The sequence below is a fragment of the uncultured Methylibium sp. genome (assembly GCF_902826655.1).
GTDB lineage: Bacteria > Pseudomonadota > Gammaproteobacteria > Burkholderiales > Burkholderiaceae_C > Methylibium.
In genome coordinates this window covers 1-21524 of record NZ_CADEFR010000051.1, presented here as the reverse complement: position 1 = coordinate 21524, position 21524 = coordinate 1, and the positions used below count along the sequence as shown (strand labels likewise).

Here is a 21524-nt window from a genome sequence, read left to right as displayed (position 1 = left end):
TGGTGGGTGCTGAGGGGTTCGAACCCCCGACCTACGCCTTGTAAGGGCGCCGCTCTGCCAACTGAGCTAAGCACCCGCGGCGCGCTTCAGTTCAGCGCGTCCTTCAGAGCCTTGCCGGGACGGAACTTCGGCACCTTCGCCGCCTTGATCTTGATCGTGGCACCGGTGCGCGGATTGCGGCCGCTGCGCGCCGCGCGCTTGCTGACCGCAAAGGTACCGAAGCCGACCAGCGACACGCTGCCACCCTTCTTGAGCGTCGTGCGCACACCGCCGATCAGCGCTTCGAGCGCGCGGGTTGCAGCGGCCTTCGAGATGTCCGCCTGCTTGGCGATGTGTTCGATCAGTTCGGTCTTGTTCACAAAAGTACCCCCTCGGTAAGGTGTCTCTGGCGATGGTGGAAGGTGCGGGACAAGGCCCGGTGGGACGCGCTGCGGATGCCGCTTCGGGTGCGGAACGATTACAGCGGTGAGCCTGCGGGGTGTCAAGCGCGGAAGCGGATTCTATGCGTATTCCCCCATGCGGCCGGCGTGCTGCAAGGCGCCGCGGCGAGGGCTGACGATGCACCTGCGCAAGCGCAACGCGACGCGGTGACACCTTGTGAAACAGATGGAGCAACCCGCACCGATCACGACTGCGGCGGTGCCGCAGCGCGCGGCGAGCGCAGGACGAGCGAGACGCCGATGGCGGTCAGCGCGAGGCCCAGCAGCACGTGCAGCGCCAGCGATTCGCCGAACAGCAGCCAGGCCATGACGGCCGTGCACGGCGGCACCAGGTAGAGGAGGCTCGTCACCGCCGTCGCCGCGCCACGCTGGATCAGCAGATACAGCAAGGAACCGCCACCGAGCGTCAACACCAGCACCGACCACGCCATCGCGCCGATCAGTTCGGGGTGCCAGGTCACCGGCTCGGCCTCGAACAGCGCCAGCGGCAAGGTCACGGCCAGAGCGGCAAGGAGCTGGACCGCGCTCGCGGTGCGCACGTCGCACGGCGCCACGTAGCGCTTCTGGTAGAGCGTGCCGATCGTGATCGCTCCCAGCGCGAAGCACGCCAGGCCCAGGTTGAGCGAATTGACTTCGCCGCTGCCCAGCCGCGGCCCCACGACGAGCAGCAGCCCGACGAAGCCGAGCGCCAGACCCAGCCACTGCCGCGATCCCACGCGGTCCGCGGCCGCGCCGGTCGCACTGACCCACAAGGCGGTCAGCACCGGCTGCAGTCCGACGATCAGGGCCACCGAGCCGGCGCCGATGCCCGACTTGACCGCCGACCACACACCGCCCAGGTAGCCGGCATGCATCAGCACTCCCGTGACCGCGAGATGCAGCCACTGCGACCGCTGCGTCGGCCAGACAGCGCGGGCCATCAGCACCCAGAGCACATAGCAGACGATCGACAGCGCGTAGCGCACGGCCAGGAAGCCGAACGGCGGCGCATGCGGCATGCCGTAGCGCGCGACCACGAAGCCGGTGCTCCAGATCAGCACGAAGACCGCCGGCATCGCGCCGACCAGCAGCGCGTTGCGTGCGCCCGGCGCCATCAACGGACCTTGGCCCGGATCTCGGGCAGCGCCTTCTGCAGGTAGTACACCATCGACCAGATCGTCAGCGCGGCGGCGACGACGATCAGTACCGTGCCCCAGACACGCGTGTCGATCAGGCCGAACAGCCGGCCGTCGTACAGCAGGAAGGGGATCGCCACCATCTGCACGGTGGTCTTGAGCTTGCCGAGCATGTGCACCGCGACGCTGCGCGACGCGCCGATCTGTGCCATCCATTCGCGCAGGGCCGAGATCGCGATCTCGCGCCCGATGATCACCAGCGCGATCAGCGAGTGCAGCCGCTGCTCGTGGACCAGCACCAGCAGGGCAGCGCACACCAGGAACTTGTCGGCGACCGGATCGAGGAAGGCGCCGAAGGACGAGGTCTGGTTCAGTCGTCGCGCCAGGTAGCCGTCGGCCCAGTCGGTCAGCGCCACCACGACGAAGAGGATCGTCGCCACGAGGTTCTTGGTCGGGACGCTCAGGTCCAGATAGAACACGCCGACGATCAGCGGGATCGCGACGATGCGCGCCCAGGTCAGGAGGGTCGGCAGGGTGAAGAACATCGGCGCATTGTGCCCGCGAAGCCTCGACGGCCCCGCGGCACCCCGCGCCGCGTCACACGCCCGAGTCGAGCGTGCGCGGCTTGAACTTGCGGTCGTCGCGGAACAGGAAGGTCTCGGTGAACTTCCAGGGCTTGGGCAGGCGCGAGACGTCACCGTAGGGTGCGGCACGGCGGATCGCATCCATCGCGAGCTGCGTCGTGTCCTTGGCCTGGCTCGGATGGCGCATCACGTCGATGCGGCGCACGCTGCCGTCGGCGTTGAGCTCGACCTCGAGCACGGGGATCGCCAGCAACGGCTCCGGAACGGGGCCGGTGTAGCTCATGGTCGGATTCGCGGCGACCAGACGTCGCGCGGCCTGCAGCCGCAGCTGCGCAGCCGAACGCGGCGTTTCAGGCGCCGGCAGGATGCCGGCCGAGGGCGCGGGTGCCGGGGCCGGCGCCGGGCTGACGGGTCGCCCCGGTGCCGGCGCGGGCGTGGGCGCCGGTGGCGGGGCCGACGAACAGGCCGCCAGCAGGGCCGCCAGACCGGCCAGCCGGCCGAACGTGCCGATCGCGCCACGGGCGCGCAGTGGGTCAGTGCAGGACACGATAGATCTCCTCCGCCAGTTCCCTGGAAATGCCGTCGACGGCCGTCAGGTCGTCGACGCTCGCGCTGGCCACGCCGCGCGCTCCGCCGAAGCGTTGCAGGAGCTTGGCACGTTTCTTCGGCCCGATGCCGGGGATGTCCTCGAGCTTGCTGCCGCCGGTGCGAACAGTTGCACGCTTCGCACGCATGCCGGTGATCGCGAAGCGGTGCGCCTCGTCGCGGATCTGCGCCACCAGCATCAGGGCGGCCGACTCGCGGCCCAGCGCGACCTTGCCGCGACCGTCGGCGAACACCAGCTCCTCGAGGCCTACCTTGCGACCCTCGCCCTTCTCGACACCGACGATCAGTGCCAGGTCGAGACCCAGTTCCTCGAAGACCTCGCGCGCCACCGCCACCTGACCCTTGCCGCCATCGACGAGCACGAGGTCGGGCAGCCGCGCATCACCCTTGCCCGCCGACTCGGCCAGCTTGCCGTAGCGCCGCGTCAGCACCTGCCTCATCGCCGCATAGTCGTCGCCCGGCGTGATGCCGGCGATGTTGTAGCGGCGGTACTGCGCGGATTGCATCTTGTGCTGATCGAAGACGACGCACGATGCCTGCGCCGCCTCGCCGGCCGTGTGGCTGATGTCGAAACACTCGATACGGAAGGTGTCGAGGCTCTCCGGCGCCAGGTCCAGTGCGTCCACCAGCGCGCGCGTACGCGCCTGCTGCGACCCCTCCTCGCTCAGCAACTGCGCCAGCTTGATCTGCGCGTTCTTCAGCGCCATGTCCAGCCACGACCGGCGCTGCTCGCGCGGCTGGTGCTGCGCGGTGATGCGGATGCCGCTGGCCTCGGTCAGCGCATCGACCAGGGCCCGGTCGATGGCGTGGCTGGTGACCAGCAGCGGCGGCGGCGTGCCCTCGAGGTAGTGCTGGGCGATGAAGGCCTCGAGCACCTGCCGCTCCACCGGCACGGCAGCCGCCTCGTCATCGGCGCCAGCGGCCTCGACCAGCGCGCTCGCTTCCTCGACATGCGCCGGGAAATACGGGCGATCACCGAGGTGACGTCCACCGCGCACCATCGCCAGATTCACGCAGGCCCGGCCGCCCTGTACCACCGCGGCCAGGATGTCGGCGTCCTTGTCGAAGGCGCCGTCGGCGTTGGTCTCGACCGACTGCTGGTGCAGCACCCGCGCCAGGGCGCCGAGCTGGTTGCGGATCTCGGCCGCCTGCTCGAACTGCAGCGCGTCGGCGTGACCCATCATCCGCGCCTGCAGCGCCTCCATCACCTGCTCCTGCTCGCCGAGCAGAAAGCGCTCGGCATTCGCGACGTCGCGTCCGTAGTCGTCGGCACCGATGGCCTGCACGCAAGGCGCCGAGCAGCGCTTGATCTGGTACAGCAGACAGGGGCGCGTGCGATGGTTGAAGACCGTGTCCTCGCAGGTGCGCAGGCGAAACACCTTCTGCAGCAGGTGGATCGAATCCTTGACGGCCCAGGCGCTCGGGTAGGGGCCGAAGTAGCGGTGCCGCTTGTCGACGGCCCCGCGGTAGTACGCCATGCGCGGGTAGGCGTGCGACGCGATCTTCAGGTAGGGATAGCTCTTGTCGTCGCGGAACAGGATGTTGAACTTCGGGTTCTGCGTCTTGATCAGGTTGTTCTCGAGCAGCAGCGCCTCGGCCTCGGAGCGCACCACCGTCGTCTCGAGCCGCGCGATGCGGCCGACCATGTGCCCGATGCGGGAACCGCCGTGACTCTTCTGGAAGTAGCTCGCGACGCGCTTCTTCAGGTTGCCGGCCTTGCCGACGTAGAGCAGCGCGCCCTGGGCATCGAAGTAGCGGTACACGCCGGGCAGGCTGGGCAGCGCCGCGACGTCGTCGAGCAGCCGCTGGCGCGCCCCGTCGGATGGCGCTCCCTCGACATCGTCCGGCGGCGGCAGCGGCTCGTTCATCGGCGCGGATTGTGCAGCGGCGGCTTCGATAATCCTCCGCATGCCCGGCCCTTCCCTGCAGTGGGACTTGTTCTGTCGCGTGATCGACAACCACGGCGACCTCGGCGTGTGCTGGCGGCTCGCGCGACGCCTGGCCGCGCTGGGGCAGCGCGTGCGGCTGTGGGTCGACGACGCCTCGGCCCTGGCCTGGATGGCGCCGCAGGGCGCCGCCGGCGTCGAGACCATGCCCTGGCGTGATCCGACGGCCCCCGAGCGCCCCGGCGACGTCGTCGTCGAGGCCTTCGGCTGCGATCCGCCCGCGGGCTTTGTCGAAGCCATGGCCGCAGCCGACCCAGCGCCCGTGTGGATCAACCTCGAGTACCTCAGCGCCGAACGCGCGGCCGAACGCAACCACGGGCTGCCTTCGCCCCAGCTCCATGGCCCCGGGGCCGGACTCTGCAAGTGGTTCTTCTACCCCGGTTTCAGCCCGGCCACCGGCGGCTTGCTGCGCGAGGAAGGCCTGGCCAGCGACCGCGACCGCTTCGAGCCGGTCGCCTGGCTGGCCGGGCTCGGCATCGACGCCTTGCCGCACGCGCGGCGCATCAGCCTTTTCTGCTACGAGCAAGCGGCGCTGGCGGCTACCTTGGCGCGGTGGCGCCAGGCATCGACCCAGCTGCTGGTGACCCCGGGGTTCGCGGCGCGCCAGGTCGCCGGCGTCCTGGGCGTCGGCGGCGCGCCCGGCACGGTCGCGCGGCAGGACGCGCTGCGGGTGCACTTCCTCCCCTGGCTGACGCAGGACGACTACGACCGCCTGCTCTGGTCCTGCGACCTCAACCTCGTGCGCGGCGAAGACTCGCTGGTGCGTGCGCTGTGGGCTGCCCGGCCCTTCGTGTGGCAGCTCTACCCGCAATGCGACGGCGCTCACGGCCCGAAGCTCGAAGCCTTCCTCGACGATCATCTGGCCGGTGCGCCGACCGACCTGGCCTTGTCGCTCGGGGCCGTCTTCCGTCACTGGAACGGCCTGGCCGCCCCCCCGGCGGCCGAACCCGCGCCCGGCCCCTGGCAGGCCTGGTCGCGCGAGCGCGAAGCCCGTCTCGCGACCGCGCTGTCCGCCCGGGGCGACCTCGGCAGCCAGCTCTATCGCTACGCGCTGTCGAAACGCTAAAATTCGGGGCTTTGCGAATTTCGGGTGGCCCGTTCATCCGACGCCACCCCCGGGGCCGCTCCGCGCGCCCCTGCAACGACAGGACTCACCATGAAGATCGCCCAGGAAATCCGCGCCGGCAACGTGATCATGCAGGGCAAGGACCCGATGGTCGTGCTCAAGACCGAATACAGCCGCGGCGGCCGCAATGCCGCCACCGTGCGCATGAAGATGAAGAACCTGCTCAACGGCGCCGGCGCCGAGGTGGTCTTCAAGGCCGACGACAAGATGGACCAGATCGTCCTGGAGAAGAAGGAGTGCACCTACTCCTACTTCGCCGACCCGATGTACGCCTTCATGGACGCCGAGTACAACCAGTTCGAGGTCGAGTCCGAGAACATGGGCGACGCGATCCAGTACCTCGAGGACGGCATGCCGGTCGAAGTGGTGTTCTACGACGGCAAGGCCATCTCGGTCGAGCTGCCGACCTCCCTGGTGCGCGAGATCACCTACACCGAGCCGGCGGTCAAGGGCGACACCTCGGGCAAGGTGCTCAAGCCCGCCAAGCTGGCCACCGGCTTCGAGATCTCGGTGCCGCTGTTCGTCGAGACCGGCGACAAGATCGAGATCGACACCCGCACCCACGAGTACCGCAAGCGCGTCTGAGTCTGGCCGCGCCCCGATCCAAGAGGCCCGCCGCGTGCGGGCCTCGTCGCTTGCGAGGCTGCGGTCGCCCCACTGCGCACAGAATCCCGCATGCCCTTCGACTTCGACGCAGCGGTCGGCACGCCGTTTCGCATGCAGCCCGGCCTGCGCAAGCTGGCGCCTGGCACGCGGCAGTTCACGCCGCTCGCGGCGGACCACGCCGCGCGCGCCGAGAAGCTGGCGGTGCTGATGCGGCAGCCGGGCGAGGCCCTGCTGTGCGCAGCGGGCTTCGATCCGCTGCCGGCGCTGCGAGAGCTCGCGGCCGAGGCGGCCCGGCAATGCCCGCAAGCCATCGCGGCCGACGACCACGGCGTGAGCGCAGCGCAGCCCGGCTGGCGCGCCGACTGGAGCGGCGGCCTGTCGGCGCTGCGAGACGACGCTTGCCCGGACGTCGGCGCCTGCCTGGCCGCCTTGCCTCCGTCGCAGCGAGCCGCCGGCCTGCTGAGCCTGGCGCTGCACGAGGACCTCGCCATCGTCGACGGCGCAACGGCCACGCTGCCCTGGATGGCCGTCTGCCTGCCTTCGCACTGGGCGCCACGCGACAAGTGCGGTCGCTCCTTCGCCAGCGTCCATGACCCGGTCGCCGACAACGCGGTGCTGATCGCCGCCGGCCGCCACCTGATGCAGCTCGTCTGCCAGCCGCAACGCTGGGAGCGTTTCGTCTGGACGATCACCACGCACGACACGCACGACACGCACCCGGACCGGCACCTCCGCGCGCCCTGGCGCGACACGGCCGATGCCGTCGCCCTCCAGGCTCGCTGGCGCACCGAACACCAGACCTTCGTGCCGCTGCCGGCCTTGCGACAGGCGGTCTTCACGATCCACGTCGAGGTCCAGCCGCTCGCGCAGGCCATCGACACGCCGGGCCGGGCCGCGGCGCTGCACGATGCGCTGGCGTCGATGAGCGACGCCGTGCTGGCCTACCGCGGCCTGGGCGACGCTCGCGCGCCCCTGCTGGCCTGGCTCGAGCGACGAGCCGCGCCATGAAGACCGCGCCGATCGAACCGGCGCGGATCGCGCTCGCGCCCGACGGCCTGCCGCATGCGCCGGACTTCGGCGATGTCTATCACCCCGCGGCCGGCGCGACGGGCCAGGCCCGGCATGTCTTCCTCGGCGGCAACGGGCTGCCGGCGCGCTGGGGCGGGCGGCCACGCTTCGTCGTGCTCGAGACCGGCTTCGGCCTGGGCAACAACTTTCTCGCGACCTGGGACGCCTGGCGGCATGACCCGCAGCGCTGCGAACGACTGTGGTTCCTGGCGATCGACAAGCACCCGCCGACACGCGCCGACCTGGCGCGCCTGCAGGCGTCGTCCACCCTGCCCGAGCTCGCACGGCAGCTGGTCGCGGCCTGGCCCGCGTTGACGCCGAACCTGCACGCGCTGGAGTTCGAGTCCGGCCGCGTGCGGCTGCTGCTCGGCTTCGGCGACGTGGCAGCGCTGCTGCCGCAGGTGATGGCCTCGGTCGACGCCTTCTTCCTCGACGGCTTTGCACCGGACCGCAATCCGGCGATGTGGAGCCTGCCGGCGCTCAAGCAGGTCGGCCGGCTCGCGGCACCGGGCGCGACCGCCGCCACGTGGAGCTCGGCGCGTGCGCTGCGCGAGGGCCTGGCGACGGCCGGCTTCGAGGTCTCGATCGTTCCCGGCTTTTCCGGCAAGCGCGACATGACGACGGCCCGCTACGCCCCCCGCCATCGTCCCGCCGTCCAGGCCGGCGGCCTGCAGATCCACACCGGTCCGCGCGAGGCCCTGGTGGTGGGCGCGGGGCTGGCCGGCTGCGCCGCGGCACGGGCGCTGGGACGCGAAGGCTGGCAGGTCACCGTGCTGGATCGCGCCGCGAGCATCGCGCAGGGCGCGTCCGGCAATCCGGCCGGGCTGTTCCATGGCGTCGTGCACGGCGACGACGGGCCGCACGCGCGCCTGCACCGCGCCGCGGCCCTGGCGACCGAGCGCCTGCTGCGGCCCTGGATCTCCGGCGGCCGCGTGCGCGGCCAGATCGACGGCCTGCTGCGACTGGCCGGGACGCCGGCGACCTCCCCCTGGCCGATCGACTACGTCGAATCCGTGTCCGGCCAGGCCGCACGCGCCCGCAGCGGTCTGGCGGCGGCCGAGGGCGGCTGGTGGTTCCCCGGAGGCGGCTGGGTCGTGCCCGGCGACTACGCGGGCGCGCTGCTCGAAGCAGGCGATGCGCACTTCGCGGGCAACGCGTGCGTCGAGGCCATCGAGCGCCGCAGCGGCCGCTGGCACGCGCTCGACGAACACGGCGCGTCGATCGCCGACGCCCCGGTCCTGGTGCTGGCCACCGCCATCGATCTGCCGCGGCTGCTTGGCCCCGCACTCGCCGAGGCGACGGGCACGCTCGCCGCGGTGCGCGGGCAGATCACCGGACTGCCCGCCGCCGGACTGCCGGCACCGCGCGTCCCGGTCGCCGATGCCGGCTACGTGCTGCCCGCCGTCGACGGCGTGCTGTGGTGCGGCTCGACCGCCCGGCCCGGCGACGCGGACGGCCGGCTGCGCGAGGCCGACCATCGCCACAACCTGGCCCAGGCCGCACGGCTGCTCGCCGCGCCGGCGATCGAAGCGCTGCCGACGGACACATTGCAGGGACGGGTCGGCTGGCGGGCCGTGACGCCGGATCGGCTGCCGCTGGTCGGCGCGCTGCCCGATCTGGCCGCGTGCACGACGGCGCGGCATGACGATCGCCTGCGCCGACTGCCGCGCCTGCGCGATGCCGACGGCGGCCTGTACGTCATCGCGGCACTGGGCTCGCGCGGCGTCACCTGGGCCGCGCTGTGCGGCGAGCTGCTCGCGTCCTGGGTCGCCGGAACGCCCTGCCCGGTCGAAGCCGACCTGCGCGACACGCTCGACCCGGCGCGCGCGTGGCTGGCCGCGCGCCGCCGTGTCGCCCTTGCGGACCCGCAGACATGAACCCGGCCCGGCTCGCCGACGCCGTGCTGCTGCTGCACGCCGGCTTCATCGCCTTCGTCGTCGCTGGCGGCCTGCTGGGCCTGCGCTGGCCCCGGGCGCTGCTGTTCCACCTGCCGGCCTGGCTGTGGGGCGCCTATGTCGAACTGAGCGGCAGCCTCTGCCCGCTGACACCGCTCGAGAACCGCCTGCGTGCCGAGGCCGGCCAGCGCGGCTACGAGGCCGGCTTCGTCGAGCACTGGCTGCTGCCGCTGATCTACCCGGTCGGGCTGACGCGCGAGTGGCAGTGGCTGCTCGGCGCCGGCGTGATCGCCGTCAACCTGGTGGTCTACGCAGGGGTCTGGCGGCGCTGGCGCAGGGCCTCGTAGAAGCAGATCGCCGCGGCGGCAGCGACGTTGAGCGACTCCTCGCCGCCCGGCTGCGGGATGCGGCGCGTCTCGCGGCAGCGCTGCAGCAGGGCCGGTGCCACGCCCTGCCCCTCGTGCCCCAGGACCCAGGCGCAGGGCGAGGGCAAGCTGCCCTCGTCCAGACCCGGGTCTGCATGCGAGCTGGTCGCCACGAGCGGCAGCGTCAGCCCATCCAGATCGGCCAGCGTCGCGCGCTCGACCAGGCGCAGCGCGAAGTGCGCGCCCATGCCGGCGCGCAGCACCTTCGGCGACCACAGCGCCGCCGTGCCCTCCAGCGCCACGACCTGCGCCACCCCCAGCGCGGCCGCACTGCGCAGGATGCTGCCGACGTTGCCGGCGTCCTGCAGTCGATCCAGCACCACGGTCGCGATACCGTCCTGAGGCTGCGCCGCCGCCGGCACCTCGAGCAGGAATCCGACGCGTGCCGGCGATTCCAGGCCGCTGAGCCCGGCGAACAGCGCATCGGCCACGATGGCCACGCGCGGCGCCGCCTGCGCCAGAGCGCGAACGCGCGCGTCGGCCCAGCCGCTCTCGCTGACGACGGCCTGCAGCGGCGCGAGGCCGCGTGCCAGGCAGGCCTCGCACAGGTGGTCGCCCTCGAGCCAGATTTCGCCGAGCCGGCGGTAGGCGCCAGGGTCGCGGGTCAGCCGCCGCAACTGCACCAGCAGCGGGTTGCCGGCCGCCGTGATCTGCTGCGGACCGCGGGTCATGTCGACGCCTCCTGCACGGTCAGCACCGCCCGCACCGGCCCGAAGCTGCGCCGGTGCGCGCCGCAGGCGCCGTGGGTGCGCAGGGCCTCCAGGTGGTCGGGCGTGGGGTAGCCCTTGTGCCCTGCAAACCCGTACTGGGGGTGTGTCTCGTGCAGCGCCAGGCACAGGCGGTCGCGGTGCACCTTGGCCAGGATGGAGGCCGCCGAGATCGCCGCGACCTTGGCGTCACCCTTGACGATGGCTTCCGCCGGCACCTTGAGCAGCGGCAGGCGGTTGCCGTCGACCAGCACCCGGTGCGGCGCCAGCCGCAGTCCGTCGACCGCGCGTCGCATCGCCAGCAGCGTCGCCTGCAGGATGTTCAATTCGTCGATCTCCTCGACGCTGGCTTCGGCCACGCAGCAGCACAGCGCCTTGGCGCGGATCTCGTCGAACAGCCGCTCGCGCGTGCGCGGCGCCAGCACCTTGGAGTCGCCGAGACCGCGGATCGGGTGCAACTCGTCCAGGATCACCGCCGCCGCCACCACCGGCCCGGCCAGCGGCCCGCGGCCGGCCTCGTCGACGCCCGCGACCAGGCCCGGCGTGTCCCAGGACAGCCCCAGCTGCTCAGGCTTCGAGGATCTGCGCGATCGCATCGGTCGCCGCCCGAGCGGTGTCGCGCCGCAGGCTGAGGTGGATGTCGTCGAAGCGACGCGCGATACCTTCGCTGGCGACGCGATCGTCCAGCCAGCGCAGCACGGCGGATGCCAGTGCCTCCGGCGTCATCTCGTCCTGCAGCAGCTCGGGCACGATGAAGTCGCCGGCCAGCACGTTGGGCAGGCCGACCCAGGGCTGGTAGCGCATGCGCCGCATCAGCTGCCAGCTCAGCCAGGCCATGCGGTAGCCGATGACCATCGGGCGCTTGAACAGTGCGGCCTCCAGCGTCGCGGTGCCGCTGGCGACCATCGCGGCGTCGCTGGCGGCCAGCACCTCGTGCGAGTGGCCGTCGACCAGCTGCAGCGCCTCCTGCGCCCCGGCGTCGGCGACCACCGCCTCGATCATGGTCCGCAGTCCCGGGGCGATCGGCAGCAGGCAGCGCAGCTCCGGCCGCGCCGCCCGCAGGCGCTGCGCGGCCCGCACGAAGGCCGGCGCGATGTGCCGGACCTCGCCGCGACGCGACCCCGGCAGCACGGCGACGACGACGTCCCCGGCGCCCAGTCCCAGCGCCGACCGCGCCGCCGACCGCGGCACCTCGAGCGGGATCGCGTCGGCCAGCGGGTGACCCACGTAGCTGGCCGGCACGCCGGCTTTCTCCAGCAGCGCCGGCTCGAAGGGAAAGAGGCACAGCACGTGGTCGGCCGACGCCGCGAGCTTGTGGACCCGGCCGCCGCGCCAGGCCCAGATCGACGGGCAGACGAAGTGGATGGTCTTCATGCCGGCCGCCTTGAGCCGGGCCTCGAGGCCGAGGTTGAAGTCCGGGGCGTCGATGCCGACGAAGGCCGCGGGGCGATCGGCCAGCAGCCGGTCGCCGAGCTCACGGCGCAGCGCGACGAGCTGGCGGTAGACCCGCAGGGCCTCGGCGTAGCCGTGCACGGCGAGCCGCTCGCTCGGCCACCAGGCCTCGAAGCCCTGCGCGGCCATCTTCGGCCCGCCGATGCCGGCCATCTGCAGCCCGGGCCAGCGCGATCGCAATCCGCCCATCAGCAAGCCGGCGAGCAGGTCGCCCGAGGCTTCGCCGGCGACCATGCCGAGGCGCATCGTCGCGACGGGCTAGCGCACGATGCCGCGCGTCGAGGCCGCGAGGAAGTCGAGCATCAAGGCCACGTCCGCATCACCCTGGTCGACCGTGCCCTTCAGCGCAGCGATCTCGCCCCTGGCGTCGTCCAGCGTCAGGCCCTTGCGGTACAGCAGGCGGTGCATCTGCTTGACCTGAGCGATGCGCTCCGGCCCGAAGCCGCGACGGCGCAGCCCTTCGACATTGAAGCCGCGCACCTCGGCCGGGTTGCCGTCGACCATCATGAAAGGCGGCACGTCCTGCGACAGGGCGGTCTGGAAGCCGGCCATGGCATGAGACCCGATCTTCACGAACTGGTGCACCCCGGTCAGCCCGCCGACGATGACCCAGTCGCCGACGTGCACGTGGCCGGCGAGCGTCGCGTTGTTGGCCAGGATGCAGCGGCTGCCCAGCTGCACGTCGTGCGCCAGGTGCACGTAGGCCATGATCCAGTTGTCGCTGCCGACGCGCGTGACGCCGCCGTCCTGCACCGTGCCGCAGTTGAAGGTACAGAACTCGCGCACGGTGTTGCGGTCGCCGATCACCAGCTCGGTCGGCTCGCCGGCATACTTCATGTCCTGCGGCGCGGCGCCGAGCGAGCAGAACTGCCAGATGCGGTTGTTCTCGCCGATCGTCGTGTGACCCTCGATCACGCAGTGCGCCCCGATGCTGGTGCCGGCGCCGACCTTCACCTGCGGACCGATCACCGTGTACGGGCCCACGCTCACGTCGGCAGCCAGCCGGGCTGCCGGGTCGACAAGGGCGGTCGGATGGATGCTCATCGACGGCCCGCTCAGGCGATCGATCGCTTGGTGCACATCAGCTGCGCCTCGGCGGCCAGCTCTTCACCGACCTTGGCGCGGACGTGGAACTTGTGGATGCCGGCCCGCACGCGGTCGACCTCGACCTCCAGCGTCAGCTGGTCGCCCGGTTCGACCGGCCGCTTGAAGCGCGCCGCATCGATGCCGACGAAGTAGATCACCGAGTTCTGGTCCGTGCCCTCGCCTTCGACCGAGAAGGCCAGCAAGGCCGCTGCCTGGGCCAGCGCCTCGAGGATCAGCACGCCCGGCATCACCGGCCGGTGCGGGAAGTGCCCGACGAAGAAGGGTTCGTTGATCGTGACGTTCTTGAGCGCCTTGATGCGCCTGCCCGGCTCCATCTCCAGCACCCGGTCGACCAGGAGGAAGGGGTAGCGATGCGGCAGTTTCTCGAGGATCTGGTGGATGTCCATCATGGCGTGCTGGTCTCGGTCTCGTGGCGCGGTGGGCTCAGGCGGGCTCGTCGGTCTTGCCGGCGCGGCGCTCCAGCGCGCGGATCCGCTCGCGCAACGCGTGCAGCTGCCGCAGCGTGACCGCGTTCTTCTCCCAGTTCCGATTGTCGTCGAGCGGGAAGAAGCCGGTGTAGGTGCCCGGCTGCGCGATCGAGCGGCTGACCGTGCTCTGCGCCGAGATGTGCACGTCGTCGGCGATCGTCAGGTGGCCCAGGATGCCGGCGCCGCCGCCGATGGTGCAGCGAGCCCCGATGCGCGTGCTGCCGGCGACCGCCGAACAGCCGGCCATCGCGCTGCCACGGCCGATATGCACGTTGTGGGCGATCTGGATGAGGTTGTCGAGCTTGACGCCGTCCTCGATCACGGTGTCGCCGAGCGCCCCGCGGTCGATGCAGGTGTTGGCGCCGATCTCGACGTCGTCGCCGATGCGCACCGCCCCCAGCTGCTCGATCTTCACGTAGCCCTGGTCCTTCGTCGGCGCGAAGCCGAAACCGTCGGCGCCGATCACCGCGCCGCTGTGCACGATGCCGCGCGCGCCGATCGTGCAGTCGAATCCCAGCGTGACACGCGGATGCAGGCGCGTCCCCGCACCGAGCCGCGCATTGCGACCGACGAAGCACTGCGCGCCGACGACGGCGCCGTCGCCGATCGAGGCGCCGGCCTCGACGACGGCGAGCGGGCCGACGCTCGCGCCCGTGCCGAGCCGCGCACTCGCATCGACGACCGCGCTCGGATGCACCCCGGCCGCCACCACCGGCCGGGTGCGCGCCGCCCACCACTGGGTCAGCCGCGCGAAGTAGAGGTAGGGGTCGGGCGTGACGAGCGCCGCCCCACGGGCCGCTGCATCGTCGCGCAAGGCCGGCGCGACGATCACGCAGCCGGCTGCGCTGCCGGCCAGTTGCTGCCGATAGCGCGGGTTGGCCAGGAAGGAAATCGCGTCCGGGGTCGCCGCCTCGAGCGGGGCGATGCGCGTGATGCGCAAAGAAGGCGTACCGATCAACTCGCCGCCCAGCGCAGCGGCGATCTCACCCAGGCTGACCGCTTCCGGAGATTCCGCCGACACGTGAACCGCGCCGCCGGGGCGCCTCACTTGGCGGCGTTGAGCGCCTTGATCACCTTCTCGGTGATGTCGACGCGCGGGCCGGCGAACACGGCTTCCTGGAGGATCAGGTCGTACTTCTCGGCGTCGAAGATCTGCTTGATCGCGCGGTTGGAGCGCTCGACGACGGCAGACAGCTCCTCGTTCTTGCGCTGGTTCAGGTCTTCCTGGAACTCGCGACGCTTGCGCTGCAGTTCGCGGTCCTGCTCGACCAGCTCGCGCTGGCGCCGGCCGCGTTCGCTCTCGGGCAGCGTCGGAGCGTCCTTCTCGAGCTTGTCCGCCGCGGTCTTGAGGCGGGCGCCGGTGTCGGCGAGCTCCTTGTCGCGCTTGGAGAACTCGGCCTCGAGCTTGGCCTGTGCCGCCTTGGCGGGTGCCGACTCGCGCAGCACGCGCTCGCCGTTCACGTAGCCGATCTTCAGTTCCTGGGCATGTGCACCGACCATCGCGGTCGCGAGCGCGGCCGCAGCCAGCATGGTCTTCATCGACAAGGTCTTCATCAGAACGCGGTCCCGATCTGGAATTGGAACTTCTGAATTCTATCCTGCGAGAACTTCTTCAAAGGCTCGCCGTAGCTGAGCTTGAGCGGTCCGACCGGCGACACCCAGCTCAGGCCGATACCGGCCGACGAGCGCAGGTCGCCGAACTTGAGCTTCTCGTTCTCGCCCCACACGTTGCCGGCGTCCGCGTAGGCGAACAGGCGCAGCGTCCGGTCGTTGCCCGAGCCCGGCACCGGCACGTAGAACTCGGCGTTGAGATTGATCCGCCGGTTGCCGCCGATGTAGGCGCCGGTCACGTCGACGGGACCGAGCGAACCCTGGTCGAAGCCCCGCACCGAGCCGAGGCCGCCGCCATAGAAGTTCTTGAAGATCGGATACGGCCGGCCGCCGAAGCCCTTGCCGTAGCCCATCTCGGCGTTGAGGCCGAGCGTGAAACGCTTGGACAGCGGAATCCACTGCTGGAACTGGTAGTTGGCCCGCAGGTAGCGGGTGTCGAGCGCCACGCTCCACTCGGCATTGACCCGCTGGAAGCGCCCGGCCGTCGGCACCAGCGCGCTGTCGCGGCCGTCACGCTGCCAGCCCAGCGTCAGCGGCAGGCTGTCCGCGGTGTCGCCGAAGGCCTCGCGGTAGAGGAAGTAGCTGTTCGGGATCGAGGCACCGGCCTTGATCTCGGTGCGCTCCCAGCCGATGCCGAAGAACACCGTGTCGAACTCGCTGAACGGCACGCCGAAGCGGATCGACGCCCCGGGCGTCACCAGTTCGTACTCCTCGCCCTGGCTGTTGATCGGCTTGGAGGTCCGGTAGTAGACGTCGATGGCGCGCGAGATGCCGTCGATCGTGAAGTAGGGATCGACGGTGCTGACGACGAGGTTGCGGTTGTAGCGGCTCGTGTTGACCTCGAGGCCCAGATAGTTGCCGCTGCCGAAGATGTTGTCCTGGCGGATGCCGAAGGTCAGCGAGACCTTGTCGGCGCTCGAGAAACCGGCGCCGAGCTGCAGGTTGCCGGTCGGCTTCTCCTTGACCTCGGCCGTCAGGTCGACCTGGTCGGGCGAGCCCGGCACCTCGTTCGTGTCGACGTTGACTTCGCTGAAGTAGCCGAGCCGGTCGATGCGGTCGCGCGACAGCTTGATGCGGCGGCCGTCGTACCAGGACGACTCGAACTGCCGGAACTCGCGGCGCACGACCTCGTCGCGCGTGCGGGCATTGCCGGCCACGTTGATGCGGCGGACGTAGACGCGCCGGCTCGGCTCGCCGACCAGGACGACCTCGACGCGACCGGTGGCACGGTCGATCTCCGTGCGCGGCTCGGTGCGTGCGAAGGCGTAGCCGAAGGCACCGTAGAGCTCACCGAACCGGCGAGAAGTCTCGGCCACGGCTTCGGCACGGTAGGCCTCGCCCGGCTTGATCGCGACCAGCGCCTTGAAGTCGTCTTCCTTGCCGAGGTAGTCGCCCTCGAGCCGCACGGCCGTCACCGTGTAGGGCTGGCCTTCGGTGACGTTGATCGTGATCGAGATGTTCTGCTTGTCCGGCGAGATCGCGACCTGCGTCGACTCGACGTTGAACTCGAGGTAGCCGCGGTTCAGGTAGTAGGCGCGCAGCGTCTCGAGGTCGGCATTGAGCTTCGTGCGCGAGTAGCGATCGGTCTTCGTGTACCAGGTCAGCCAGCCGCTGGTGGTGAGCTCGAGCTGGCCCAGCAGCGTGCCCTCCGAGAAGGCCTGGCTGCCGGTGATGCGGATCTCGCTGATCTTGGCGACCTCGCCCTCGCTCATCGTGAAGGTCACGTTGACGCGATTGCGCTCGGCCGGCGAGATCGTGGTAACGACTTCCGCGCCGTACAGGCTGCGCGTCAGGTACTGGCGCTTCAATTCCTGCTCGGCGCGGTCGGCCAGCGAACGGTCGAAAGGCTGGCCTTCGCCGATGCCGACGTCCTTCAGGGACTTGGTCAGCACGTCCTTGTCGAACTCCTTCAGGCCGACGAAAGTCACGCTCGAGATGATCGGCCGCTCCTCGACGACCACGACGACGACATCGCCCTCGACCTCGAGCCGCACGTCCTTGAACAGGCCGGTCGCGAACAGCGCCCGCAACGCAGCGGCGCCCTTCTCGTCGTTGTAGGTGTCGCCGATGCGGAAGGGCAGCGCGCCGAAGACGGTGCCGGCGTCGGCCCGCTGCAGGCCTTCGACGCGAATGTCCTTCAGGACGAAGGGATCGACCGCCCAGACCGGCGTCGCATGCAGTGCCGCCGCCAAGGCGGCGATCAGCAGCGCGGGACGCAGGGTGCGGGGCGGGGACGGCAGGCGCGAAGCGACCGTCAGAAACGCTGGAGCGAGGGACATGCGGTCAGTGCAGGCCCAGCAGGCGGGCCACGTCGTTGTAGAGGGCCAGTGACATCATCATGAGCATGATCGCCAGCCCCCCGCGCTGCAGCCGATCCAGCCACACTTCAGAGACCGGCCGCCCTGTCACCGCTTCGAAAAGATGATACATGAGGTGCCCGCCGTCGAGCATCGGCAATGGCAGCAGGTTCAGCACGCCGAGACTGACGCTGACCAGCGCCAGGAAGCCCAGGTAGTAGGCCAGGCCGAGTTGCGCCGACTGGCCGGCGTAGTCGGCGATCGTCAGCGGACCGCTCAGGTTCTTGAGCGACGCTTCGCCGACCAGCATCTTGCCGAGCATGCGCAGGCTCAGCGCGGCGACATCCCAGGTATGGCGCGCACCGCGCACCAGGCCATCGATCGGGCCATGGCGCACCGTCACCATCGCCGGCGGCTGCCCGACGTAGGCCTCGATGCGACCGACGCTCTGCCCGCGGTCGACGCTCAGCGCCGGCGTCACGTCGAGATCCAGCCGTTCGCCACCGCGCTGCACTTGCCAGTCCATGGTGAGCGCGGCGCCGTCGCGCACTGCGCCGCGGATCGCCTGGCGCAGGCTGCCAGCGTCGGCGATCCGGACGCCGTCGACCGTCAGCACGCGATCGCCCTCGCGCAGGCCCGCCTGGTGAGCCGGACCGCCGTCGACCAGCTTGCCGAGCACCGGCTCGCTGAACGGCGCGCCGATGCCGATGCGTCGCATCAGATCGGCGTCGACGTCGCGTGCTCCCACGCCTTCCAGCGCGAGGCGCACCGTCCGCCCGCCCCGCCCGTCGCCGTCGGTGACGCGCAGGCGCAGCCCCTCGCCGCGCAGCGCCGCGTCGGTCAGCTGCCAGCGCAGTTCGGTCATCGATTGCAGCGGTGTTTCCTCGCCCGACTCGTCGACCGTCGCCCGCACCCAGTCCCCGGCCGCCAGGCCGGCGCGCTCGGCGGCGCTGCCGGCCGTCGGCGAACCGAGCAGGGCCTTCGGCTCCTCGATACCCACCCAGTTGGTCGCGGCATAGAGCAGCACCGCCAGCAACAGGTTGGCGGCCGGCCCGGCCGCGACGATCGCCGAGCGTTGCCACAGCGGCCGGCGGTTGAAAGCCCGGTCGCGGTCGGCGGGGTCGACGTCGTCCTCGCGCTCGTCGAGCATCTTCACGTAGCCGCCCAGGGGCAGTGCCGAGATCACGAACTCGGTCTCGCCGCGCTGGCGCCGCCAGATCACGCGCCCGAATCCGACCGAGAAACGCAGCACCTTGACACCACAGGCGACCGCCACGCGGTAGTGCCCGTACTCGTGCACGACGATCAGCACCGCGAGCGTCAGCAGGAAGGCCAGGACGGTGGTCATGCGAGCGCCTTCACGTGCTGGCCGGCCACGGCACGGGCCTCGGCATCGAGCGCCAGCAGGCTGGCGAGCGAGTCCGTCGCATCGGATCGGATGGTGGTGCGATCGAGGGTGTGCGCATTGACGCTGTGAATCTGATCGAAGCGGATCGTTCCCGCCAGGAAGGCGGCGACCGCCACTTCGTTGGCCGCGTTGAGCACCGCCGTGCTGCCCGGCGGCCCGTCGAGGGTGGACCAGGCCAGCGACAGGCCCGGGTAGCGCACAGGGTCGACGGACTCGAAGCTCAGTGCGGACAGGCGCTCGAAGTCCAGGGCTTCGGCACCGGACTCGATGCGCTCGGGCCAGGCCAGGCCGTAGGCGATCGGCACGCGCATGTCGGGCGTGCCGAGCTGGGCCAGCACCGAGTGGTCGCGGCACACCACCATCGAGTGGATGATGCTCTGCGGATGGAGCACGACGCGCACCTGCGACGGCGCCAGGTCGAACAGCCAGCGCGCCTCGATCACCTCGAGCGCCTTGTTCATCATCGTCGCCGAGTCGACCGAGATCTTGCGGCCCATGACCCAGTTCGGGTGGGCGCAGGCCTCGTCGGGCGTCACGCTGCGCAGGCTGGCCGGATCGCGGGTGCGGAACGGCCCCCCGGACGCGGTGAGCACGATGTGATCGATGCGGCGCGCCCAGGCGCTGCGGTCCTCGGGCAGGCACTGGAAGATCGCCGAATGCTCGCTGTCGATCGGCAGCAGCGTGGCGCCGCCCTCGCGCACCGCGCGCATGAAGAGCGCGCCGCCGACGACCAGCGCCTCCTTGTTGGCCAGCAGCAGCCGCTTGCCGGCACGCGCCGCGGCCAGGCAGGGCGCCAGGCCGGCCGCGCCGACGATGGCCGCCATCACGGCGTCGACCTCCGGATGCGCCGCCACCTCGGCCAGTGCCGCTTCGCCGTCCAGCACCTCGACGTCCAGCCCGGCGAGCCGTTCGCGCAGCCGCTGCGCGGCGCTCGCGTCCGGCACCACCGCGTAGCGCGGACGATGGGTCCGGCATTGCTGCGCCAGCTCGTCGATGCGACGCTGCGCGCTCAGCGCGAAGACCACGTAGCGACCCGTATGGCGCGCCAACACGTCGAGCGTGTTGACGCCGATCGAGCCGGTCGAGCCGAGCACGCAGATGCGCTGTGCGGTCATCGGTCCGGCCTCAGAGCGCACACAACGCCAGTGCCAGCGGGAACACCGGCAGCAGCGCGTCGATGCGGTCGAACACGCCGCCATGCCCGGGCAGCAGCGCGCTGCTGTCCTTGGCCCCGGCACTGCGCTTGACCAGCGACTCGAACAGGTCGCCGACGACGCTCAGCGCCGTCAGGAACAGCAGCGCCAGCACCCCGGCGACGAGACCGAGCCGCCCGTGCAGCTCGCTGAAGAGGCTCGGCACGGCCTGCCCCGTGCTGCGATCAAAGGCGATCCAGGCCGCCGCCAGCAGCAGCACGCCCAACATGCCGCTCCACACACCCTCCCAGCTCTTGCCGGGACTGATCGCCGGCGCCAGCTTGCGGCGGCCGAAGGCGCGACCGCCGAAGTAGGCGGCGATGTCGGCCGCCCATACCAGCACGAAGACCGACAGCAGGAAGTTCACGCCGCGCGCCTTGGCCTGGGTCAGGGCCAGCCAGACCAGCCCCAGCAGCACGACGCCCAGCAGCAGTCGCAGCGCCACCGGCAGGCGCGGCCAGCGCGCCACGCCCCGGGCCAGCACCCAGGTGCCGCCCAGCACCCAGAGGGCGGTCGCGAACCACCACAACAGCGGCGGCACCTGCAAGGCCCAGCCGGAGGCGTAGGCCAGCAGGCCGGCCGCCGCGATTGCCAGGCCGAGCAGCACGGCCGGCCCGCCTGCGAGGCCGTTCAGGCGGCCCCATTCCCAGCCGGCCGAGCCGATCATCAGCAGCATCAGCAATGCGAACGGCCACAGCAGCGGCCAGAAGAGCGCGGGCAGCAACAGCGCCAGCAGGACCAGCGCCGTGATGATGCGTTGCTTGAGCATCGCGCCGGGTCAGCCCGCGCCCTGCCCCGCCAGCTGGGCCGCGGGCACGGGCTTGACGCCGCCGAAGCGGCGGTCGCGAGCGGCATAGGTGGCCAGCGCGGCGTCGAGCTCGACTTCGTCGAAGTCGGGCCACAGGCACGGCGTGAAGTGCAGTTCCGAGTAGGCGGCCTGCCACAGCAGGAAGTTGGAGATGCGCACCTCGCCGCCCGTCCGGATGAAGAGGTCCGGATCCGGCGCATGGCTCAGCGCCATGTAGCGCGACAAGCGGGCCTCGCTCAGGTCAGCCGCCGGCACGCCGTCGGCGATGGCCTGCCGGCAGGCCTGCAGGACGTCCCAGCGGCCGCCGTAGTTGAAGGCGACCGACAGGGTGATGCGCGAGTTGTGCTCGGTGCTGCGCTCGGCCTCGAGCCAGGCCTCGCGCACCTTCTCGGATACCGCCTCGCGATCGCCGACGATGCGGATGCGCACGCCCTCGCTGGCCAGCTTGGCGAGGTACTTGGACACGGCCACCAGCACCAGGCTCATCAGGCCCGAGACCTCTTCCTCGGGGCGCTTCCAGTTCTCGCTCGAGAAGGCGAACACCGTCAGGTACTCGATGCCGCGGTCGGCACAGGCCTTGACGGTGCGCACCAGCGCGTCGACGCCCTGCTTGTGGCCGACGAAGCGCGGCATGAAGCGCTTGTTGGCCCAGCGGCCGTTGCC

Annotated in this window: 22 protein-coding genes and 1 tRNA gene; 5 read left to right on the top strand and 18 right to left on the bottom strand. The window is 71.0% G+C overall.

From position 1 onward, the window contains the following. The 6 genes from QZV97_RS16410 to uvrC form a co-directional block, all read right to left on the bottom strand. Positions 1–76 (bottom strand) — tRNA-Val (locus QZV97_RS16410). Positions 77–86: 10 nt separating this feature from the next. Beyond that, positions 87–359, bottom strand: a complete 273-nt coding sequence (locus tag QZV97_RS16405; protein WP_295644852.1) for an HU family DNA-binding protein — start codon at positions 357–359, stop codon at positions 87–89. A 266-nt stretch (positions 360–625) separates the two neighbouring features. Continuing rightward, a complete protein-coding gene (locus QZV97_RS16400; RefSeq protein ID WP_295644849.1) occupies positions 626–1534 on the bottom strand; it encodes a DMT family transporter in 909 nt (302 codons plus the stop codon). Next, a complete protein-coding gene (pgsA, locus tag QZV97_RS16395; protein WP_295644846.1) occupies positions 1534–2100 on the bottom strand; it encodes a CDP-diacylglycerol--glycerol-3-phosphate 3-phosphatidyltransferase in 567 nt (188 codons plus the stop codon). The genes QZV97_RS16400 and pgsA overlap by 1 nt, the downstream gene beginning before the upstream one ends. A gap of 52 nt (positions 2101–2152) precedes the next feature. Beyond that, entirely contained in the window at positions 2153–2686 is a 534-nt protein-coding gene (locus QZV97_RS16390; protein WP_295644843.1) for a hypothetical protein, read from the bottom strand. Further along, the gene (uvrC, locus tag QZV97_RS16385) at positions 2673–4613 is read right to left on the bottom strand and encodes an excinuclease ABC subunit UvrC (protein ID WP_295644840.1); all 1941 of its coding nucleotides are present in this window, start codon (positions 4611–4613) and stop codon (positions 2673–2675) included. Before uvrC ends, QZV97_RS16390 begins: the two co-directional genes overlap by 14 nt. Before the next feature lie 40 nt (positions 4614–4653). Between uvrC and earP the strand changes: the two genes are divergently transcribed. The 5 genes from earP (at position 4654) to QZV97_RS16360 (ending at position 9733) form a co-directional block, all read left to right on the top strand. Continuing rightward, positions 4654–5757 carry an elongation factor P maturation arginine rhamnosyltransferase EarP gene (earP, locus tag QZV97_RS16380; protein WP_295644837.1) on the top strand — a complete coding sequence of 368 codons (1104 nt, stop codon included), beginning with the start codon at positions 4654–4656 and terminating at the stop codon, positions 5755–5757. Positions 5758–5847: 90 nt separating this feature from the next. After that, a complete protein-coding gene (efp, locus tag QZV97_RS16375; RefSeq protein WP_295644834.1) occupies positions 5848–6402 on the top strand; it encodes an elongation factor P in 555 nt (184 codons plus the stop codon). Between the two features lie 90 nt (positions 6403–6492). Beyond that, entirely contained in the window at positions 6493–7431 is a 939-nt protein-coding gene (locus QZV97_RS16370; protein WP_295644831.1) for a heme-dependent oxidative N-demethylase subunit alpha family protein, read from the top strand. Further along, on the top strand, positions 7428–9368 hold the full coding sequence (gene mnmC / locus QZV97_RS16365) for an FAD-dependent 5-carboxymethylaminomethyl-2-thiouridine(34) oxidoreductase MnmC (RefSeq protein WP_295644828.1): 1941 nt from the start codon (positions 7428–7430) through the stop codon (positions 9366–9368). The genes QZV97_RS16370 and mnmC overlap by 4 nt, the downstream gene beginning before the upstream one ends. After that, positions 9365–9733 carry a DUF2784 domain-containing protein gene (locus QZV97_RS16360; RefSeq protein WP_295644825.1) on the top strand — a complete coding sequence of 123 codons (369 nt, stop codon included), beginning with the start codon at positions 9365–9367 and terminating at the stop codon, positions 9731–9733. Before mnmC ends, QZV97_RS16360 begins: the two co-directional genes overlap by 4 nt. On the opposite strand, the gene QZV97_RS16355 is transcribed toward QZV97_RS16360, so the two are convergent. The 12 genes from QZV97_RS16355 to uppS form a co-directional block, all read right to left on the bottom strand. Beyond that, entirely contained in the window at positions 9694–10482 is a 789-nt protein-coding gene (locus QZV97_RS16355; RefSeq protein ID WP_295644822.1) for an RNA methyltransferase, read from the bottom strand. The two genes, QZV97_RS16360 and QZV97_RS16355, sit on opposite strands and share 40 nt — an antisense overlap. After that, entirely contained in the window at positions 10479–11114 is a 636-nt protein-coding gene (gene rnhB, locus QZV97_RS16350) for a ribonuclease HII (RefSeq protein ID WP_295644820.1), read from the bottom strand. The genes QZV97_RS16355 and rnhB overlap by 4 nt, the downstream gene beginning before the upstream one ends. Next, positions 11086–12204, bottom strand: a complete 1119-nt coding sequence (lpxB, locus tag QZV97_RS16345) for a lipid-A-disaccharide synthase (RefSeq protein ID WP_295644817.1) — start codon at positions 12202–12204, stop codon at positions 11086–11088. The genes rnhB and lpxB overlap by 29 nt, the downstream gene beginning before the upstream one ends. Positions 12205–12228: 24 nt before the next feature. Next, positions 12229–13014 carry an acyl-ACP--UDP-N-acetylglucosamine O-acyltransferase gene (gene lpxA / locus QZV97_RS16340; protein ID WP_295644815.1) on the bottom strand — a complete coding sequence of 262 codons (786 nt, stop codon included), beginning with the start codon at positions 13012–13014 and terminating at the stop codon, positions 12229–12231. A gap of 11 nt (positions 13015–13025) precedes the next feature. Then, the gene (gene fabZ / locus QZV97_RS16335; RefSeq protein ID WP_295644812.1) at positions 13026–13466 is read right to left on the bottom strand and encodes a 3-hydroxyacyl-ACP dehydratase FabZ; all 441 of its coding nucleotides are present in this window, start codon (positions 13464–13466) and stop codon (positions 13026–13028) included. Positions 13467–13500: 34 nt separating this feature from the next. Then, complete coding sequence (gene lpxD / locus QZV97_RS16330) at positions 13501–14565, bottom strand: UDP-3-O-(3-hydroxymyristoyl)glucosamine N-acyltransferase (RefSeq protein WP_295644809.1); 1065 nt, start codon at positions 14563–14565, stop codon at positions 13501–13503. Positions 14566–14588: 23 nt separating this feature from the next. Beyond that, positions 14589–15098 (bottom strand): OmpH family outer membrane protein, encoded by a 510-nt coding sequence (locus QZV97_RS16325; protein ID WP_295644807.1) that lies wholly within the window; start codon positions 15096–15098, stop codon positions 14589–14591. After that, on the bottom strand, positions 15098–17434 hold the full coding sequence (gene bamA, locus QZV97_RS16320; protein ID WP_295644802.1) for an outer membrane protein assembly factor BamA: 2337 nt from the start codon (positions 17432–17434) through the stop codon (positions 15098–15100). Before bamA ends, QZV97_RS16325 begins: the two co-directional genes overlap by 1 nt. Positions 17435–17438: 4 nt before the next feature. Further along, a complete protein-coding gene (gene rseP / locus QZV97_RS16315; RefSeq protein ID WP_295644799.1) occupies positions 17439–18800 on the bottom strand; it encodes an RIP metalloprotease RseP in 1362 nt (453 codons plus the stop codon). Continuing rightward, on the bottom strand, positions 18797–19975 hold the full coding sequence (locus QZV97_RS16310) for a 1-deoxy-D-xylulose-5-phosphate reductoisomerase (RefSeq protein ID WP_295644796.1): 1179 nt from the start codon (positions 19973–19975) through the stop codon (positions 18797–18799). Before QZV97_RS16310 ends, rseP begins: the two co-directional genes overlap by 4 nt. A gap of 10 nt (positions 19976–19985) precedes the next feature. Next, positions 19986–20822: a phosphatidate cytidylyltransferase gene (locus QZV97_RS16305; RefSeq protein WP_295644792.1), complete on the bottom strand. Its 837-nt coding sequence runs from the start codon at positions 20820–20822 to the stop codon at positions 19986–19988. Positions 20823–20831: 9 nt separating this feature from the next. Beyond that, positions 20832–21524: polyprenyl diphosphate synthase (gene uppS / locus QZV97_RS16300; protein WP_295644789.1), on the bottom strand; the 693-nt coding region annotated here is incomplete at its 5' end.

What these genes read in the sequence shown, in the direction of transcription:
- pgsA (WP_295644846.1), bottom strand. Translation starts at nt 2,100, where the DNA reads ATGTTCTTCACCCTGCCGACCCTCCTGACCTGGGCGCGCATCGTCGCG.
- uvrC (WP_295644840.1), bottom strand. Translation starts at nt 4,613, where the DNA reads ATGAACGAGCCGCTGCCGCCGCCGGACGATGTCGAGGGAGCGCCATCC.
- lpxB (WP_295644817.1), bottom strand. Translation starts at nt 12,204, where the DNA reads ATGGTCGCCGGCGAAGCCTCGGGCGACCTGCTCGCCGGCTTGCTGATG.
- fabZ (WP_295644812.1), bottom strand. Translation starts at nt 13,466, where the DNA reads ATGATGGACATCCACCAGATCCTCGAGAAACTGCCGCATCGCTACCCC.
- lpxA (WP_295644815.1), bottom strand. Translation starts at nt 13,014, where the DNA reads ATGAGCATCCATCCGACCGCCCTTGTCGACCCGGCAGCCCGGCTGGCT.
- QZV97_RS16305 (WP_295644792.1), bottom strand. Translation starts at nt 20,822, where the DNA reads ATGCTCAAGCAACGCATCATCACGGCGCTGGTCCTGCTGGCGCTGTTG.
- rnhB (WP_295644820.1), bottom strand. Translation starts at nt 11,114, where the DNA reads ATGCGATCGCGCAGATCCTCGAAGCCTGAGCAGCTGGGGCTGTCCTGG.
- QZV97_RS16360 (WP_295644825.1), top strand. Translation starts at nt 9,365, where the DNA reads ATGAACCCGGCCCGGCTCGCCGACGCCGTGCTGCTGCTGCACGCCGGC.
- QZV97_RS16325 (WP_295644807.1), bottom strand. Translation starts at nt 15,098, where the DNA reads ATGAAGACCTTGTCGATGAAGACCATGCTGGCTGCGGCCGCGCTCGCG.
- QZV97_RS16310 (WP_295644796.1), bottom strand. Translation starts at nt 19,975, where the DNA reads ATGACCGCACAGCGCATCTGCGTGCTCGGCTCGACCGGCTCGATCGGC.
- QZV97_RS16400 (WP_295644849.1), bottom strand. Translation starts at nt 1,534, where the DNA reads ATGGCGCCGGGCGCACGCAACGCGCTGCTGGTCGGCGCGATGCCGGCG.
- rseP (WP_295644799.1), bottom strand. Translation starts at nt 18,800, where the DNA reads ATGACCACCGTCCTGGCCTTCCTGCTGACGCTCGCGGTGCTGATCGTC.
- bamA (WP_295644802.1), bottom strand. Translation starts at nt 17,434, where the DNA reads ATGTCCCTCGCTCCAGCGTTTCTGACGGTCGCTTCGCGCCTGCCGTCC.
- earP (WP_295644837.1), top strand. Translation starts at nt 4,654, where the DNA reads ATGCCCGGCCCTTCCCTGCAGTGGGACTTGTTCTGTCGCGTGATCGAC.
- QZV97_RS16370 (WP_295644831.1), top strand. Translation starts at nt 6,493, where the DNA reads ATGCCCTTCGACTTCGACGCAGCGGTCGGCACGCCGTTTCGCATGCAG.
- efp (WP_295644834.1), top strand. Translation starts at nt 5,848, where the DNA reads ATGAAGATCGCCCAGGAAATCCGCGCCGGCAACGTGATCATGCAGGGC.
- mnmC (WP_295644828.1), top strand. Translation starts at nt 7,428, where the DNA reads ATGAAGACCGCGCCGATCGAACCGGCGCGGATCGCGCTCGCGCCCGAC.
- QZV97_RS16355 (WP_295644822.1), bottom strand. Translation starts at nt 10,482, where the DNA reads ATGACCCGCGGTCCGCAGCAGATCACGGCGGCCGGCAACCCGCTGCTG.